The 15,942-nt window shown below is 53.5% G+C and carries 13 protein-coding genes and 2 pseudogenes; 7 read left to right on the top strand and 8 right to left on the bottom strand.

Annotated features, from left to right (window positions below; all coding sequences use genetic code 11):
* Nucleotides 1-2 precede the first annotated feature (2 nt).
* Entirely contained in the window at nt 3-2,192 is a 2,190-nt protein-coding gene (locus AC2FLO_RS17330) for a dehydrogenase E1 component subunit alpha/beta (protein WP_496754458.1), read from the top strand.
* Nucleotides 2,189-3,226 (top strand): ACP S-malonyltransferase, encoded by a 1,038-nt coding sequence (locus AC2FLO_RS17325; protein WP_496754456.1) that lies wholly within the window; start codon nt 2,189-2,191, stop codon nt 3,224-3,226. Before AC2FLO_RS17330 ends, AC2FLO_RS17325 begins: the two co-directional genes overlap by 4 nt.
* A gap of 189 nt (nt 3,227-3,415) precedes the next feature.
* Here the strand turns inward: AC2FLO_RS17325 and AC2FLO_RS17320 are convergent, their stop codons facing one another.
* The 4 genes from AC2FLO_RS17320 to AC2FLO_RS17305 form a co-directional block, all read right to left on the bottom strand.
* Complete coding sequence (locus tag AC2FLO_RS17320; protein ID WP_496811729.1) at nt 3,416-4,651, bottom strand: HlyD family secretion protein; 1,236 nt, start codon at nt 4,649-4,651, stop codon at nt 3,416-3,418.
* On the bottom strand, nt 4,644-5,093 hold the full coding sequence (locus AC2FLO_RS17315) for a hypothetical protein (RefSeq protein WP_480588801.1): 450 nt from the start codon (nt 5,091-5,093) through the stop codon (nt 4,644-4,646). Before AC2FLO_RS17315 ends, AC2FLO_RS17320 begins: the two co-directional genes overlap by 8 nt.
* 95 nt (nt 5,094-5,188) lie before the next feature.
* Complete coding sequence (locus AC2FLO_RS17310; protein ID WP_496754453.1) at nt 5,189-6,709, bottom strand: arylsulfatase; 1,521 nt, start codon at nt 6,707-6,709, stop codon at nt 5,189-5,191.
* A 72-nt stretch (nt 6,710-6,781) separates the two neighbouring features.
* Nucleotides 6,782-7,744 carry an alpha/beta fold hydrolase gene (locus AC2FLO_RS17305; RefSeq protein ID WP_480588803.1) on the bottom strand — a complete coding sequence of 321 codons (963 nt, stop codon included), beginning with the start codon at nt 7,742-7,744 and terminating at the stop codon, nt 6,782-6,784.
* Between the two features lie 110 nt (nt 7,745-7,854).
* Here AC2FLO_RS17305 and AC2FLO_RS17300 point away from each other — a divergent pair, with 110 nt between their 5' ends.
* Nucleotides 7,855-8,811: a helix-turn-helix domain-containing protein gene (locus tag AC2FLO_RS17300; RefSeq protein ID WP_496806716.1), complete on the top strand. Its 957-nt coding sequence runs from the start codon at nt 7,855-7,857 to the stop codon at nt 8,809-8,811.
* A 678-nt stretch (nt 8,812-9,489) separates the two neighbouring features.
* Here the strand turns inward: AC2FLO_RS17300 and AC2FLO_RS17295 are convergent.
* Both AC2FLO_RS17295 and AC2FLO_RS17290 read right to left on the bottom strand, forming a co-directional pair.
* Nucleotides 9,490-10,335, bottom strand: coding sequence for a universal stress protein (locus AC2FLO_RS17295; protein WP_496754449.1), 846 nt, complete (start codon nt 10,333-10,335; stop codon nt 9,490-9,492).
* Between the two features lie 326 nt (nt 10,336-10,661).
* Nucleotides 10,662-10,790, bottom strand: a pseudogene (locus tag AC2FLO_RS17290) (IS6 family transposase); the annotation flags it as partial.
* 115 nt (nt 10,791-10,905) lie between these two features.
* Here AC2FLO_RS17290 and AC2FLO_RS17285 point away from each other — a divergent pair.
* Nucleotides 10,906-11,976 (top strand): annotated as a pseudogene (locus tag AC2FLO_RS17285) (IS3 family transposase); the annotation flags it as partial.
* Nucleotides 11,977-12,204: 228 nt separating this feature from the next.
* On the top strand, nt 12,205-12,468 hold the full coding sequence (locus AC2FLO_RS17280) for a hypothetical protein (RefSeq protein WP_496755290.1): 264 nt from the start codon (nt 12,205-12,207) through the stop codon (nt 12,466-12,468).
* Here AC2FLO_RS17280 and AC2FLO_RS17275 read toward each other — a convergent pair whose 3' ends face one another.
* Entirely contained in the window at nt 12,469-13,641 is a 1,173-nt protein-coding gene (locus AC2FLO_RS17275) for a cation:proton antiporter (protein WP_480586353.1), read from the bottom strand.
* A 200-nt stretch (nt 13,642-13,841) separates the two neighbouring features.
* On the opposite strand from AC2FLO_RS17275, the gene AC2FLO_RS17270 reads away from it, so the two are divergent.
* Together AC2FLO_RS17270 and AC2FLO_RS17265 are read left to right on the top strand one after the other, a co-directional pair.
* On the top strand, nt 13,842-14,291 hold the full coding sequence (locus AC2FLO_RS17270) for a phasin family protein (protein ID WP_480586351.1): 450 nt from the start codon (nt 13,842-13,844) through the stop codon (nt 14,289-14,291).
* Between the two features lie 57 nt (nt 14,292-14,348).
* Nucleotides 14,349-14,756, top strand: coding sequence for a universal stress protein (locus tag AC2FLO_RS17265; protein WP_496755272.1), 408 nt, complete (start codon nt 14,349-14,351; stop codon nt 14,754-14,756).
* 320 nt (nt 14,757-15,076) lie between these two features.
* Here the strand turns inward: AC2FLO_RS17265 and AC2FLO_RS17260 are convergent, their stop codons facing one another.
* A complete protein-coding gene (locus tag AC2FLO_RS17260; RefSeq protein ID WP_496755270.1) occupies nt 15,077-15,841 on the bottom strand; it encodes a restriction endonuclease subunit S in 765 nt (254 codons plus the stop codon).
* Nucleotides 15,842-15,942 lie beyond the last annotated feature (101 nt).

Genomic DNA, 15,942 nt, shown 5'->3' with positions numbered 1-15,942 from the left:
AAATGGATCGCGCAACCATTGTGCATGACAACTTCCTGCGCCGGGTTGCGGCACGGGATTTCCCCGCTGGCGCGACGCCGTCTGGCCCACTGACAGCGTCCGAAGCAGTCGGGCTATATCGCGCGCAATGTCTCAGCCGTGCATTGGACCGCCAAAGCCGGGCAATGCAGAAAGCGGGCCAGGGATTCTATACCATCGGCTCCTCTGGTCACGAAGGGATGGCCGCCGTGGCGGCAGCCCTGCGCCCGACAGACCCTGCTTTTCTGCATTACCGCGACGCCGCTTTTCAGATCGCCCGGTCCGATCAGGTGCCGGGGCAGAGCCCGACATGGGATATTCTGTTGTCCTTCGCTTCATCCTCTGATGATCCGATCAGCGGTGGGCGGCACAAGGTGTTGGGGTCAAAGGCGCTTTGCATCCCGCCGCAGACCTCGACCATTGCCAGCCACCTGCCCAAAGCTGTCGGCGCGGCTTATGCAATCGGGGCAGCCCGCCGTCACAAACCCGAACATGCAGAAATGCCGGATGACGCCATCGTCTACTGTTCCTTTGGTGATGCTTCGGCCAACCATTCCACTGCGCAAGGCGCGTTCAACACCGCGCAGTGGACGTCTTACCAGTCGGTTCCCCTGCCACTGCTGTTCTGCTGCGAGGACAACGGGATCGGAATTTCGACCAAGACACCACAAGGCTGGATTGCCGCAACATTCTCTCATCGACCGGGACTGAAGTATTTCACGTGTGACGGGCTCGACATTTTCGAAACCTACCGTGTCGCACAAGAAGCCGCCGCCTACGTCCGCAGCCGTAAGAAACCCGCTTTTCTGCACATCCGCACAGTGCGCCTGTATGGCCACGCCGGGGCAGATATGCCCACCACCTATATGCCAAAATCCGAGGTCGAAGCCGAAGAGGCGAACGACCCCCTGCTGCACTCCGTCCGTCTGCTGGAACAATCCGGTGCGATGCAAGCGGATGACGCGCTGAAGGTATACACCGACACCTGCGACCGCGTCACCCGCGTCGCCGACAAGGCGATCACCCGCCCTCGCCTGAAAACCGCAGGTGACGTGATGGCCAGCCTGATCCCGCCCGCACGCCCCTGCGCCCCTACCAATGGCCCGTCAGCTGAACATCGGGCTGAGGTATTCGGCGGCGACCTCAAAGCACATGCTGAACCCCAGATCATGTCACGCCTGATCAACTGGGCCCTGAGCGACCTGATGCTTGAACACGGCGAGATCGTGATGATGGGCGAAGATGTCGGGCGCAAGGGCGGTGTCTATGGCGTGACGCAAAAGCTCCAGGCCCGTTTCGGCCCTGACCGGATGATCGACACGCTGCTGGACGAACAGTCGATTCTGGGCCTAGCCATCGGGATGGCTCAGAACGGGTTTACACCCATGCCGGAAATCCAGTTCCTGGCCTATCTTCACAACGCCGAAGACCAGTTGCGCGGCGAAGCGGCCACCCTGCCCTTCTTCTCAAACGGTCAGTACACCAACCCGATGGTCGTGCGCATCGCCGGGTTGGGGTATCAAAAGGGTTTTGGCGGGCATTTCCACAATGACAACTCGGTCGCGGTGCTGCGCGATATTCCGGGGCTGATCCTGGCCTGCCCATCGAACGGCGCCGACGCTGCACGAATGCTGCGTGAATGCGTGCGGCTGGCCCGGGAAGAACAGCGGCTGGTCGTGTTTCTGGAACCCATCGCGCTCTACCCGATGCGGGACTTGCACGAAGCTGGGGACGCAGGCTGGATGCACACCTACCCCGACCCATCCGAAAGGATCGGTTTCGGCGAGGTCGGCGTGGATGGCGACGGCGACGATCTGGCGATTGTTACCTTTGGCAATGGCGTCTACCTCAGCCATCAGGCGCGCAAACCGCTGGAGGCCGACGGGATAAAAACCCGGATCATTGACATGCGCTGGTTGTCACCGCTGCCCAAAGACGCGCTGACCCGAGCCGTAAGCGGCGCCAAGCGGATATTGATCGTCGATGAAACCCGGCATCACGGTGGCGTGGCCGAAGCCCTGATGGCCCATTTCCACGAAACCACAGATGTGCCGATGGCACGTATTACGGCCGAAGACAGTTTTATCGCCACCGGCCCGGCCTATGCCGCAACTATGCCATCGAAAGACAGCATCGAGGCCGCAGCAAGATCCCTGATGGAGACGGGCAAATGAGGTCAGCAAAACAAACCGCTGTTGTCATCTGTCCGGGGCGCGGCACCTATAACAAACCTGAATTGGGGGTTCTGAGCCGCCATTTTACCGACAAAGCCCTGCTGGCCCATTTCGACGACATGCGCCGCACGCAGGGTCAGGAAACCCTAAGCGAACTGGACGGCGCAACGCGGTATTCCGTGGCAAAGCACACGCGCGGCGACAATGCCTCGGCCCTGATCTATGCCGCCACGCTGGGCGATTTTCGCACCATTGATCCAGAGAAGATCGACGTGGTGGCTGTGACCGGAAACTCGATGGGCTGGTATTCGGCCCTGGCCTGCGGGGGTGCCTTGACCGCCGAGGCAGGGTTCGAGGTGGTCAACACCATGGGAACACTCATGCAGCAGAGCCTGATTGGCGGCCAGTTGATCTATCCGTTCATGGATGCCGACTGGCAGCCGAACCCGGTACGCAAGGCCGAACTGCTGGCTCTGGTCGCTGAGATCGACGGCACCGGCGCGACCCTCACCCTGTCAATTGATCTGGGCGGGATGCTGGTTCTGGCCGGGAATGAAGCTGGGTTATCCGCCTTTGAAAACAAGGTGCCTGTGGTGCAGGAACGCTTTCCGATGCGGCTGGCCAACCACGCAGGGTTTCATTCACACCTGCAACGCCCAGTTGCCGAAGCCGGTCGCAACCGCCTTGCCGCAGATCTGTTCCGGCAACCCAATTTGCCCATGATAGATGGCCGCGGTCAGATCTGGTGGCCCGGCGCCTGTGATCTGGACGCGCTTTGGGACTACACCTTGGGTCATCAGGTGACCGAAACCTATGATTTCACAAAGGCCGTATCACAAGCCGCGAAAGAGTTTGCACCCGACATGTTCATCGTCACTGGACCGGGAACCACACTGGGCGGAGCCGTCGCGCAGTGCCTGATCCTGAGCAATTGGGATAAGATGCAGGACAAAGCAAGCTTTCAGACCATCCAACGCGAAGAACCTTCGCTAATCTCAATGGGGATCGAGGATCAACGCACACGTGTGACCTGATCTTGCACACCCTGGCGGTTCGCCCGGCGCAAACCGATCTATCGCGGGCACTCCGCTCCACTCTGTGCACCGAACCATCTGTTCAGATCCCACCCGAGCAAGCGCCCTGCATTTCAATTCCACGATTCCGGAACCGGAAAAGGCGACGGAACGCTCGGCCTTCAGGTCACTTCCCTAATGAGCTCCAAATCAATGGCCACTCAAGACCAAAGAAAACACCGGAAGCATAAATACTTGAATTCTCAGAATAATCGCGTGCACCAACCCCAGCGTATCCACGGCGTGTAGATAGGCCCGCTCGACAGAACCAACGTCACCTTCGTGTAGAACGTCATGATGATTGCTGTATGCATTCGCCAAACACGTGGACCCGGTCAAAACTTCGTCGACACTGCCAGGATAAACGGGCTCCAGGAAAACCGTTAGGCTGCCCGGCATCAAGCCAATCTGGGGATCAAGAAGACGGTCCTCCTGCCTGATCTGCCCCGAGGGTAGAACATCCTGAATATCGACTACCACCATCGGAATTACAGTGAACGGTTTGGAAAGGCAGGACATTTCGACGTAGCTCCCCACCTTGATGACAGGCGCGGAAATCTGGCCGAAACTGGCTAGGAATCGCTTATTGCTGGAGAATTTTTCAGGGATAAGGATCCCTGCAGGGCGCAAGATCGGATTGACATAGTCTCCGACCTGCAAAGTGAACTGCTCGACTGAACCATCCACACCTGCGTAGACGTAAGTTTTGGCGAGCTCTGCTTCCGCTTGTTCCAGAGTCGCTTTTGCCGCCTCCAATTCAGCAGGTATTTGTTCCTTCAAACGCTCTTGAGCGGCCAGCTGATTGGCCTTGGCAGCTTCCAACTCGTTCTGCCTCACCAAAGCCAGATTCGACGCTTTCACGAGTCGCTGTTCGAGAGCCGCACTCGAATTCTTGTCAGCAAGTTCTCTTTCCTGGTCAAGGTCATATTCTGCTTGCGCCAGATTGGCCTTCGCCATTTCCACTGTTGCACTGGCAGCCGCCAAGTTCGCCTCGGCTACAGGGGTCGAAGCTTCGGTTTGCAGAATTCTTGTATTGGCCGCGAGAACTGCAGCCTCTTGGCTGGCGCTGTCCAGACGGAAAAGAAGCTGGCCCCCTTTTACAGATTGACCGTTCTCGACCAAAACCTCCGACACCCGCCCCCCCGTTTCCGGGAGAATTGTAACCGTTCGAAAGAACGAACGGACATTCGTCGCAGATGGGTGATAGTAGAAAACAACAGTGATCAAGGCCAGCGTAAGAAGCAGACATGTCGTCAAGCCATATCTCAGCTCGTACCATACCGAGAAGAGGTTTATCTCCTGACCCCATTTCTTTCCTTGCCAGTAACGGCGAAACAGGTAATCCGGGAAAATTGTGACCAAAGAGCAAAGCAGGAACTCAAGCATTTCCGTCACTTTCCATTTTGGGTTGGGCAGTCTTCTCATCGCGGGGCGCAGCGACAGAAAGTTGAATTGCGTCAAGAGATGACGCAATCGACTTGAGCGGATTAAGAGACCGAGCTATGGATTTGATAGGGGTCAAGAAGTCGGGAAACTTGAAAGCCGCAATGACCAAGGCAATCACCCAAAACAGATTATTGTGCGTGAACAGGGCAAGCAGTGCCAATATCCCCACCACTTGAAACTGGGTATGGCCAGCTTCATGTGCGATGTTTTCCGGCACGGAATGAAGTGTAAAGTACACGGCACCTGCAACGACGAACATTCCAATAAGTGCAACCACGACCAAGATGAACAAAAGGTCGCTTCCATCGCTTGAAGGAAAAAACGCCGGCAAATGACCCGTCGCCAACGGGTGCATGCTTTGTGTCTCAGAAAGAGTACTCATACTTTATTCCTCAGTCTCGTATCTGCTGCCATCGTGCGACACCCAAAAGGCGCATTTACAGGATAGCATATTTGGCCGCGCCCGTGATTTCCGCGTCAGTTGTTGTTTGACTGGATACGTTGCAGGATGACCTCTGGATTGAACGACGATGCTACCTGTTGCGGTGGAAACTCCAAAAGACTCTTGAAAAAGTCCCTGGCCGTGGCTTGAGCGATCGTGCCGACAAACGTTCTGTCAAATGCCCACTGGTCATAGCTGTTGCTGTTGAAGTCTGCCGTTTCGAAGGGGTCTGTTCTGAGGTTGTAGAGCTTTGGGAAGCTGAGCGGGATCATAGGCTCTTGCCAAGCGCCCAAGGCAGTGCCTCGTTGCTCGCTAAAGACCAGCTTCCAATCACGGAAACGCATGGCCGCCACACCTCCGTTGTCAGTAAAATAGAAGAACTCCTGTCGAGCACCGTCCTCGGTTTCGCCAGTCAACAGAGGCAATTGATTGTAGCCATCCAGATGCACACGATATGGTCTCCCATTTAGCTCATGGCCTTCCCTCAGCTTCTCAACAATGTCTGCTTCGCCTGCGGCTGCCAGCAGTGTTGGGAACCAATCAAGATTGGACATAATCTCGTTAGACACCGTTCCAGACGGAATGCGGCCTGGCCATCGCACCGCTCCGGGAACACGATATGCACCTTCCCAATTGGTGAACTTCTCGCTCCGATAGGGAGTAATCCCACCATCAGGCCATAGGCTCGTCTGAGGCCCGTTGTCGGCATGATAGATGACAATGGTATTCTCCGAGAAACCAAGATCATCCAGTTTTCCTAGAAGAGAGCCGACCCATGCATCATGCTGCAACAAACCGTCGGCATATTTGCCTTGTCCTGAAACTCCTTTCCACTCATCAGGCACATAGGTGGGGTAGTGCATTCTGGTAGAGTTCATCCAAAGGAAAAACGGTTGGTCGCTTTCTTTTGCCAGTTCAAGAAAACCAAAGCCCTCGGAAAGCACCTCATCATCAAAGGTCTTCATGCGTTCCCGATCCAGAGGGCCTACATCCTCGATGGTCTGCGTCCCATCACCGTTTGCGACACTTCTGACAGGATTTCGAGGCCCCAGATTTTTCCTGAAGATTGGATTTCCGGGGTAATCTTCGTTTTCTAACTCGTTGTACGCATTCAGATGATACAATATTCCGAAAAAGCGATCGAACCCGTGCATTGTTGGCAAGTGTTCATCGCGATCACCCAGATGGTTCTTTCCAAATTGCGCAGTGATATACCCCTGATCCTTCAAAGCCGTGGCTATCGTCGGATTCTGTTCGTTCATTCCATTCTTGTCGCCGGGCAGGCCCACCTTTGCGAGGCCAGTTCGAACTGTGGCCTGACCGGTGATCAAGGCGGAGCGCCCTGCGGTGCAAGATTGCTCGGCATAGTAATCCGTAAAGGCCATGCCGTCTTCGAACAAACCATCAATGTTCGGTGTTTTGTAACCTCTTGAACCTCTATGATTGAAGCTGAGATCCCAGATTCCCGTATCATCACTCGTGATGATCAGAATGTTGGGCTTCCGCTCTTCGGCAAATGCAGCTCCCATGACCCCTGTCATCAGAGTTGCAACCATTACGCTTCTAATCAAGGATTTAGTCATAGCACTCCAGATCCATTCTTTGCCTTCGCCAATTCAGCGCAGCGATTATTCAGCATGGCCACCATCGACCCAATCGTTGATCATTTGAGCGAAATCTTCTCGCTTATCCTGATATGAGAAATGCCCACACTCCTCAAAAACTCGAAGTTTCGCGTTTTTTAGTCGCTCCTGGAACTTGTACGCCGTTTCCACGAGCAAGAGTTTGTCATCCTCTCCCCAAAAAATTTGGATCGGCAGATCAATTTCGCGAAGATAAGGCTCAATCGAGTCAATGATTTCCGGATAGGCTTTGAACCATTGCATGACGGCGGGTATCCTGCCACGGTAGGACGCAAAATAGTCCTCTACCTCGTCATCACTAGGAGTATAGTTTACATAGGCGAGCTTGTTGGCTCCAACCACGAATGGCCCGGCCCCTCCAATCTTGAATATCAGGCGCCACAATGGTGAAGTGACGGCCCGGTCGATGATTGAACCATTATGCGATGGGGTGACGCAAGGTCCGTCCCCCAAAACGAGACTCTTCAAACGATGATCACGATGAATGGCGTAGTGTAGCGCAACCGGCATGCCAACGTCGGGTCCAACCAGATGAAAATCCGAGATTCCAAGCTCGCGAACAAACAGATCCAGGATCTCGCTTTGAGCTTCGGTATTCATCACTTCGTGGCCGCCTTCGCTCCGGCCGAAGCCGGGAAGGTCGAGCCCGATCAACCGAAACTTTTTGGCAAGACTTGGCCAGATTTGTTCGAAGCAACGAATGCTCTGCGGTAGCGGACTCAGAAAGAGTATTGCCGGACCGCTTTCGTTGCCTGCAGCCGAGTACCTGAGGCGAAGACCCTTGATGGTCATGAACTGAAAGCTCATCTTGTAATCGGTCAACGCGTCCATTTTATCGCTGGACCTTTTCTGAACAGCTTTCAGCGCCCGATACTCGGGTGTTATGAGCATCAAACCTGACGCTATGAATTCGTTGAAGATTGCTCCGGGTATTGATGTGAACTTCATCGTCTGCCTCGCTGCTGGAGGTCAAGACTGCCTATGGCTAGGCAGGACGAGCAATCCATTGTACGATTCCGGCAAGTGAGGGGCCATCAGCGAGGAATAAATTCGGAAAGATGGAGGCCGGTGATCATCTGAACCAACTGAAACGCATGACACTGAGACTCAGCCGTTTTGAGGACTTCCGCTATGCGATTCCAGGCTGGCGGGGAGAATTCACATTGCTGTCCAAGGGTGCATTTGAGGGTAAGCTCGAGGTGGCGCAAATGCCTCACTTGAGAGCGTTTGTCGCCGAGACCAGCAGTTCGCTCCTGACAAAGGGGCCTGCTGACGAAAACAGCGTCACCATCATTCCTATCACAAGACGCTCTCAGGCAACGCGTTGGCAAGGCAGACAGCTTGAACGTGGCGACATTCTCATCAGAGGCACTGGTATTGAATATCATAACTGCACGGAAAGCTGTGCCCAAATTGAAGCGCTGATTGTCAGCAAGCGGGTTCTCCAGAACGCGATGCAAATTCTGTCTTATGGTGAATTGGACATTGATCTCGAGACTTGGACAGTTCTTCACACCAACCCTGAAGGTGCGATGCTTATTCAGCGGCAAATACAAATGCTATGCCATGGCGCAATATCGCATTTGTCACAAGCGGACACCGAGGCAAGAATCCTACGCTGTCTGGTCGAAGCGCTGCAAGAAACTCAGTTCAAATCCGAGCACACGATTGCAAACGAGAAGCAATACAAACTTGTCGCCTCAGTGATCGAATACATGCATGCAAATATTTCTGCCCCTCTGACCGCCTTGGGCCTGTGCAAAGAATTTCATGTCAGCGATCGTCTTCTTAGGCATGCTTTTCACAAGCACTATGGTATGGGACCAATAGCATTTTTGAATGCGACTAGAATAAACCATGTAAAAAAATGTCTGGCATACAGTAGCCCTCATGATGTTCAGGTGTCAGACGTATTACGGGCACACGGCGTAAAAAGGCCAGGAACCTTTTCCCGCAAGTATTTCGACTACTTTGGAGAAAGGCCCAGTGAAACACTTGGAATACGCAAATATTGACCGCTTTTGAACATTGTTTTTGCAGACAGGTTGCCCATGGATGAATACACCCTCAGAATAACTGAGTCATCCAACCTTGGTATTTGTCGATCAATTTTGGGCCAAGCGATCCATGCCTAGAAAACGAGAGGTGACATTTCTGATCTTCTTTGACTGAAGTAACACCAGAAATTTGGATAGTTGGTTATTCGGCGTTGGGGACAGCCATCCTGTACAAAAAAGGGCGTCCAAATATGTCTGGCAGCGCCTTGCGCTGCGCTGCCGCGACTAGTTCCGCAATTTATCAGGCGTTCGACAGCGGAGTTCGGTAAAACCGCATCACGGCGCAGGCCTTTGACCTCGGTCGATGTCACAGCACGTATGCGAACAGGTTTTGAACCATATGCGACCGCGTTGATCGCGGGCGCGGTGAGGCCCGAAAACTACGGGTATATTGAAAGGGAGATCCTTAAGCACGTTGTCTTGCTTGGTCGAAAAATCGATCCACGAGATGGTGCGCAGGAGTTCACTAACTGGGATGAACTGACGTCAATTGTGATAGATTTTCTTGGCGGATCCGGTCCGAAAAATCAGCTTTAACCTCAAGCGAGTACCCAATAACAACTGGGTGTTACCGTATTAACCGACAAACGTATAGAGCTACCTATCCCAGCAAATCACAGTCGTCAGTTCTCTTCATCAGTGCCCGAACAGCACTGGCAACCTTGTCTGCTCCAACATTGCTTGCGTCGTTCCTCCAAATACCGACTGACGCATACGGGAACGCCCGTAAGCGCCCATAACAATGAGGTCGGCCCCCAGTTCTTGTGCGCGTTCCTGAATGCAGTGTTCTATTGAATTCCCGCCGCATGGGAACTGCGACACGGTCACGGTGCAACCGTGATGGCTGAGCCATCCAGCTAAGCCAGTTCCGGGCAATTGACCTTCTACGTCATCAAGCGACGGCAAATCAAAACACCCTATCACAACTTCGTTGGCCGCCAGAAGAATGGGTAAAGCTAAATGCGCAGCCCTAGACGCAGGCAGGCTATCATTCCATGCCAAAAAAATGCAGTCGCGTTGGGCAAACGGATCTCCATTTATCATCAAGGCGACCGGCGAATGGAACAATACTCCGTACGCGATCTTACTAAACAAATCGGGTTCTTTTCGCAACTCAGCGTCTAGAAAGGCGATATCAGAGCTATTGGCTTGGCCAGCCACAAGATGCTGTAGCTCTGTTCCAGATCCCATAAAGGTTATTACATTTGCAGATACGCTCTGCTCGACCAGAAGCGCTTCAACTTCCGTGGCGCGGGACTTCAAGGCGGCATTTTTTGCGTCAAGAATATCCAACCAGTTTGAAGGGAGACCCGCCTCAACAAACCTGTTTGATCCATACTTTAGGTAAGGCAGGTTGGGTAGGTCCACGATCAACACGCAAATCAAGTGACTGTTCTGATCACGGGCAGTTTCAGCGCATTCCAAAATCGACGCGTCGTCAACATCAACTCCTACATAATATGCCACTGTTCTGTATTGCATTCCCGACCTCCGTCTGGAATTTCAATTCGCCCAAGAGCCGTGCGCACGGCTTAAACCAACGAAGAGACAATATTGTTGGTCTTTCTTCTTACTTCGGCAACATAAAGAACTCTTCCAGCACAATCTTGCCTTTTGCCACCGAATACACTGCGGTCCCGCGCAACGTAATACGGTCACCCGTAGTCTTCTCAAGCGCTTCAGCCCTGAATTACCATTGACTGTACCATTCCTTGCTCGTTCAAATCTTGACAAGGATCAATAAGTGTATCGATGGATACTGTGCAGCCGGTTCGAACCAGTCTCGGCTAGGCTCGTAGACTTGCCTTTTAGGCCGCACCAAGTTCGCGCCACTCGGCGAGAGTGACGGTGCATATTAGCCAGAAGGCATCTCTGCTGGCTAGCGATCTTTCCTGGTTGAAGTGATTGGAGGCGTAGGAATGAACGACGGCGAACTTCTACTAACTTCGCGTCCGCATTAACCGCTGGTTCGTATGTCGCGGATAGCGGACGTTCATTCATTTGTCAGCGTGATTTCATGCACTGATGCCCGAGTTGCGGGCGAAATCGCCTGAGGCCCGCGATCTGAAAGAAGTTGTGGCAGAACAGGCCCTGGAACTGCGCCTGCTCAAAAAAAGCATGATCGCGGATGGGGGCGACGACGAATGAGGTATCCCGCATCCGAAAAACTGGAGATCATCCGCCTCGTCGAAGGTTCGCATCTCCCGACCAAGCGCACTTTGGAAAAGCTGAGCATCCCGAAGACCACCTTTTATCTCTGGTATGACCGGTATCTGTCGGGTGGTCCTGAGGCGCTTGAGGATCGTAGTTCTAAGCCATCACGTGTCTGGAACCGCATTCCCACGCCAGTGCGCGAGAAGATCAAGGACCTGGCTCTTAAGGAAAGCGATCTGTCGCCGCGCGAACTGGCCGTGCAATTCACCGACACGGAAAAGTACTTTGTGTCAGAGGCTTCGGTCTATCGCATTCTCAAGTCTTACGACCTGATCACCAGCCCGGCCTATGTGGTTCCATCGGCGGCTGACGAGTTCCGGGACAAAACCACTCGGCCGAACCAACTCTGACAGACCGACTTCACTTACCTGAAGGTCATCGGCTGGGGCTGGTTCTATCTATCGACATCCTCGATGATTATAGCCGCTACATCATCGCCTGGAAGCTCTGCACGACGATGAAGGCCAGTGATGTCACCGATACGCTGATCCTAGCTTTGCAGGCTTCGGGCTGTGCCCAGGCGACCGTCTTCCACAAGCCAAGGCTGCTCAGTGATAACGGATCCAGTTATATCTCTGGTGAACTTGCTGAATAGCTGGAAGATAAGGAAATGGATCATGTCCGAGGGGCGCCATACCATCCGCAAACTCAGGGAAAGATCGAGCGCTGCTCCAGACCTTGAAGAACCGCATCTTGCTGGAAAACTACTACCTGCCCGGTGATCTCAGGCAGCAGATCGATGCTTTCGTCGATCACTACAACCAACGGCGCTATCACGAGAGCCTGCAAAACTTCACCTCGGCCGATGTCTACTTCGAGCGCGGCCACACCGTTCTGAAACAACGAGAAAGGATCAAACGGAAGAAAATCGAAACCCGGCGATTGCTTCACCGCAAATCTGCCGCATAATCAAACCAAACAGATGCGCCAGATCCTCTCTTAGCTCAGGCGGCCATCTGTCCCAATATCCCTGACGACGGACAGGAGGAGAATATGCAGGTTTATCGAGGGATTTTACTGGCACTGTTAGTCACGGGGCCTGCACTAGCGCAGGAGGTCAGCGTCGGTGAGGGAAGTGACTTGTATCGGACGTATTGTTGGCAGTGTCACGGTTTCGAAGCGACCGGAGACGGACCAATGGCGGAAATGCTTGCTATTCGTACAACCGACCTTACCAAATTGGCAGGCGAAAACGACGGTGTGTTTCCGATAGTTCGCATAGCTGAACAGATTGATGGTCGTTCACAATTGCTCGCCCATGGGGGCGAAATGCCAATCTTTGGCGCGGTGTTTGAGACAGACCAACAAATCGCAGTGGCTCTACCTAATGGGCAACCTATGATGGTAGGCCTGCCGTTGGCGAATTTGCTCGCCTTTCTTGAATCGATCCAGTCTGAATAGTCACTGACCAATCTGCTCATCCGTGTCAGCCGTTCGTCTGATTGACATGAGAGTCAACGGCGGCCCCAACACCTCGAAGGCCACAGTACTGGCTAGAGTAAAGGCCATGATCAACGCGGCCCAATGTGGAAATTGCTCTCCGGCGACGAGGGCCATTCCTACCGCGACACCGGCCTGTGGTAACAAAGCTGGACCGTACCAGCCGGTCTGACGGCTAGGCAGGCCGCCAAGTCTCGCTCCGCAGTAACCTCCGACGAGGCGGGCGACGGCGCGCAAGAATAGGAAAAGAGCACCAGCCCAGCCCATCAAGCCGAAGGCTTCAATTTCCAGCGTGGCGCCAGCCAGTAGGAAGAACAAAATCATGAACGGCCACTGAATGTGCTCGATCTCATGAAAAGCACGGTCATGATGGCGGGCAAGATTTCCGATCACTGCGCCCGCAACCATGCCTGCGACAAGGAACGAAACTTCTAGCCACAACGAAAGGCCTGCTGTCAGAAAGACGATTCCCACCGCTTCGGCTTGCATCGGCTCTCCTGGGTTTAAGCGGCCAGTTAGGTAAGCGGATGGCACGCCTAGTGCGGAACCCAAAAAAATAGCCCCTCCGAAATCCCACATCGCTGTGGTCGTGATGGTGGCCCAACCGTCCGAATGACCGGCCAGAACCAATGCGACGCTGAAAACGATCAGACCCCAAGCGTCATCAATTGCGACTATGCCCTTTAATGTCTCGGTGAAGCTGTTGGACACCCCAGATTGTTTGATCACGTCCGTCATGGCGGCCGGAGCCGTAGCCGTAGCAATTGCCGCCAGCACCAACGCCAACCCGAAGGGTACGCCAATTGCGGTCAGTCCAGCAGACACAATAACAAGGGTTGCAACCACGATTGAAATCGAAATCGTCAGAATGGCTCGGCCATGCCGTACCAGGTTCTCGCATGTCAAAGATCCTCCAAGAAGGAACGCGACCATCGTCAAGGCCACAATGGATATCTCGTCGAACCACATTGCAACGCCGAGTGGGATCAACCCCATTCCGGCGTTCCCGGCGATCAGACCGAGGAAAAGTAAGGTTGTAACACGAGGAAGATGCGTGGCCCGGCCAAGTTGGTCGGCCGCGAATCCGGCAAGGAAGAGGACACCAAGGGTAATCAGAAAGCCGGCAATGTGCATAGAAAACCAAACGTTAAGTTCTTATCTAGACTACTCTAACTCCAACACTGTCCTCTAGGAACCGATGTCGGAGAGAATGTGAGTGTCCCGTTGCAGCCTATGCCGAGGGTACTAAAAATAAGGGATATTGATCTGTATTAAGGCGAAAGCGCGCCGCAGGTAGCACAATAGCTCATTCAGTAGATGAGGAGGAGTTTTCGATGTCGACAAAGAAATCCAACACAAATAACCCGACCTCACTTTTGGATGTTTTCAAGCAAATGCAGCCGCCCATTTCTGGCAACCCGGCCTTCGGTGCCCAGATCGAACAATTTTGGGACGCGCAAGAGAAATTGCTCGAAGAAACAGAGGCCTTTGCGCAGCATTGGTTCGAACGGCGTCATGAGGCGGTCCGGACGGCTCTAAAAGCTGCACGCAATGTGTCTTCCGCGAACCCGTCCGATCCTTCTAAAGCCTTTCAGAGCATGGCGGAGTGGCAGCGCCATTCGGCGGAGCGGTTGGTTGCTGACGCTCAGGAATGGTTCGAAACCGTGTCCCGTTGTGCATCTTATGTCGCTGAAACCGAAGCTGAAGCTGTTGAGAAAACAGTTGATGATGTTGTAGCCGCTACAAAGGGCGCGGGGAAATCTTCAAAGTCTGAGCCTGTGTAGGTTTCCTGCTGCCGAGGAACCAAACTGGATTCATCGAAGCAGTAGATAGGAGGTCAAATGTACAAGAATATCCTGATCCCGGTTGCTCTGGACCAAGAATACGACACACAAGCGTCGTTTGAAGTCGCGCGCCAATTGGCTGATGCGGACGCTGTATTCACTGTGATACACGTCCAAGAGCCAATTCCGGCGTATGTAGGGTCTCAGATTCCCAGCGAAGTACTTGCCAATACGCGGCATGAAATCCTGGAAAACCTGCATCAAACTGCTTCTGAAATTCCAGGCGCGAAGGCTCGGCTCATCTCTGGGCACGCGGGTAGGGCTATTGTAGACTTCGCAAATGAGAGCGACGCGGATTGCATCGTCTTGGTTTCGCACAAGCCTGGTTTTGAGGACATATTTTTAGGTTCCACTGCGAACAGAGTCGTGCATCACGCCAGGTGCTCGGTTCACGTAATTCGCTGAACCAAACCTTGCGGTGCGAGATCTTGATCGAATGGCCTCTTTCTTCGTTAGTGTTGATTGTCACTGAGCGGCAATTCAGGAGACGAATTTCCGCTCCTGACGTAGAATTTTTCCTGTGGTGGTCCGCGCTTCGACGGCAGCATCAGCTAGACCGGTGTGTTTGTGGGCTTCACTGTACGCGCAGCCATCGGTGACGCGAAAGCTAACCTTGAACTTGCTAAGATCCGAAAACCACGTGCACCGTGGCAATGGGTCAAAGGTTCAAAAGCCAAGAGCGAGGCTAGAACAATCCTGACAAATTAGAACGTTCGCTTGCCACCTTACAGGTCGGCGCCAACTCCAATCGCAGGCTCGTGCAATGCGCGGGCCTCATTCTTGTCGGCGGAGAGAACTTTCTTGCCAACAGTAACCTGACCGTTCATCAGAAAGGGGAGCAGCCAGTCGCGCAGGTTTGCAAGTTCTTGGTTCTGTTTCTTCAACTCAACCTGTTGTTGAAGCATGGGGCTGACAAGCTCGTCGAACTTTTGCAGGTGTTCAGAAGGCGGATCAATGACGCGACTCTGCTTCAAGTGATCTTGGGTAATGTGTCCCATCGTCGTTTTGCGCCGTTCCGCCATCATTTTGAGATGGGCGAGGTAGTTTCGCAGCTGGAAATACACCCAAGGCTTAGTATGACCCAAGGGAGTCACCTTGAAGGTGTGTTGATTAAGAGCGCCGCGACCACCAGCCCAAATCATAACTTCAAGTGTCGCCGACCAAGAAAAGAGGATGTCACCATTTTCAACGATGGCAGCGGAAGGCAAATCAGTTTTCGCTCTTTCTGTGCCTTTGTTGAAACCCTCACCCATCTCTCGAATTTTGATTACCGGTAGATAAGATTCCCCTGTTGGCCGATGCTTTTGCATGGCCAAGCCATTGAAGTAGTTAGCAATGCTCCATAGCGATGTAGCTCCCCAACCCTCGAGAACTTCGCGCTTGAGTTGGTCGCACCAGATCATTTTGCCGCCTGACGACTTATAGGGTTTGCCGCTCTCATCAGGGAAGTCGAACTGAATGAACCAATAGTCATAGATCAGCTTGGCCATCGCCTCGAGCTCAGCGTTGATCTTTGTCCGTCGTCAGGGATTTTGGGACAGATGGCGCTCTGATCTAAGAGAGGATGTGGCTCATCTGGTTGGATTGATTA

This window comes from Ruegeria sp. TASC047, assembly GCF_059612445.1.
This window is presented reverse-complemented; position numbering and strand designations above follow the sequence as displayed.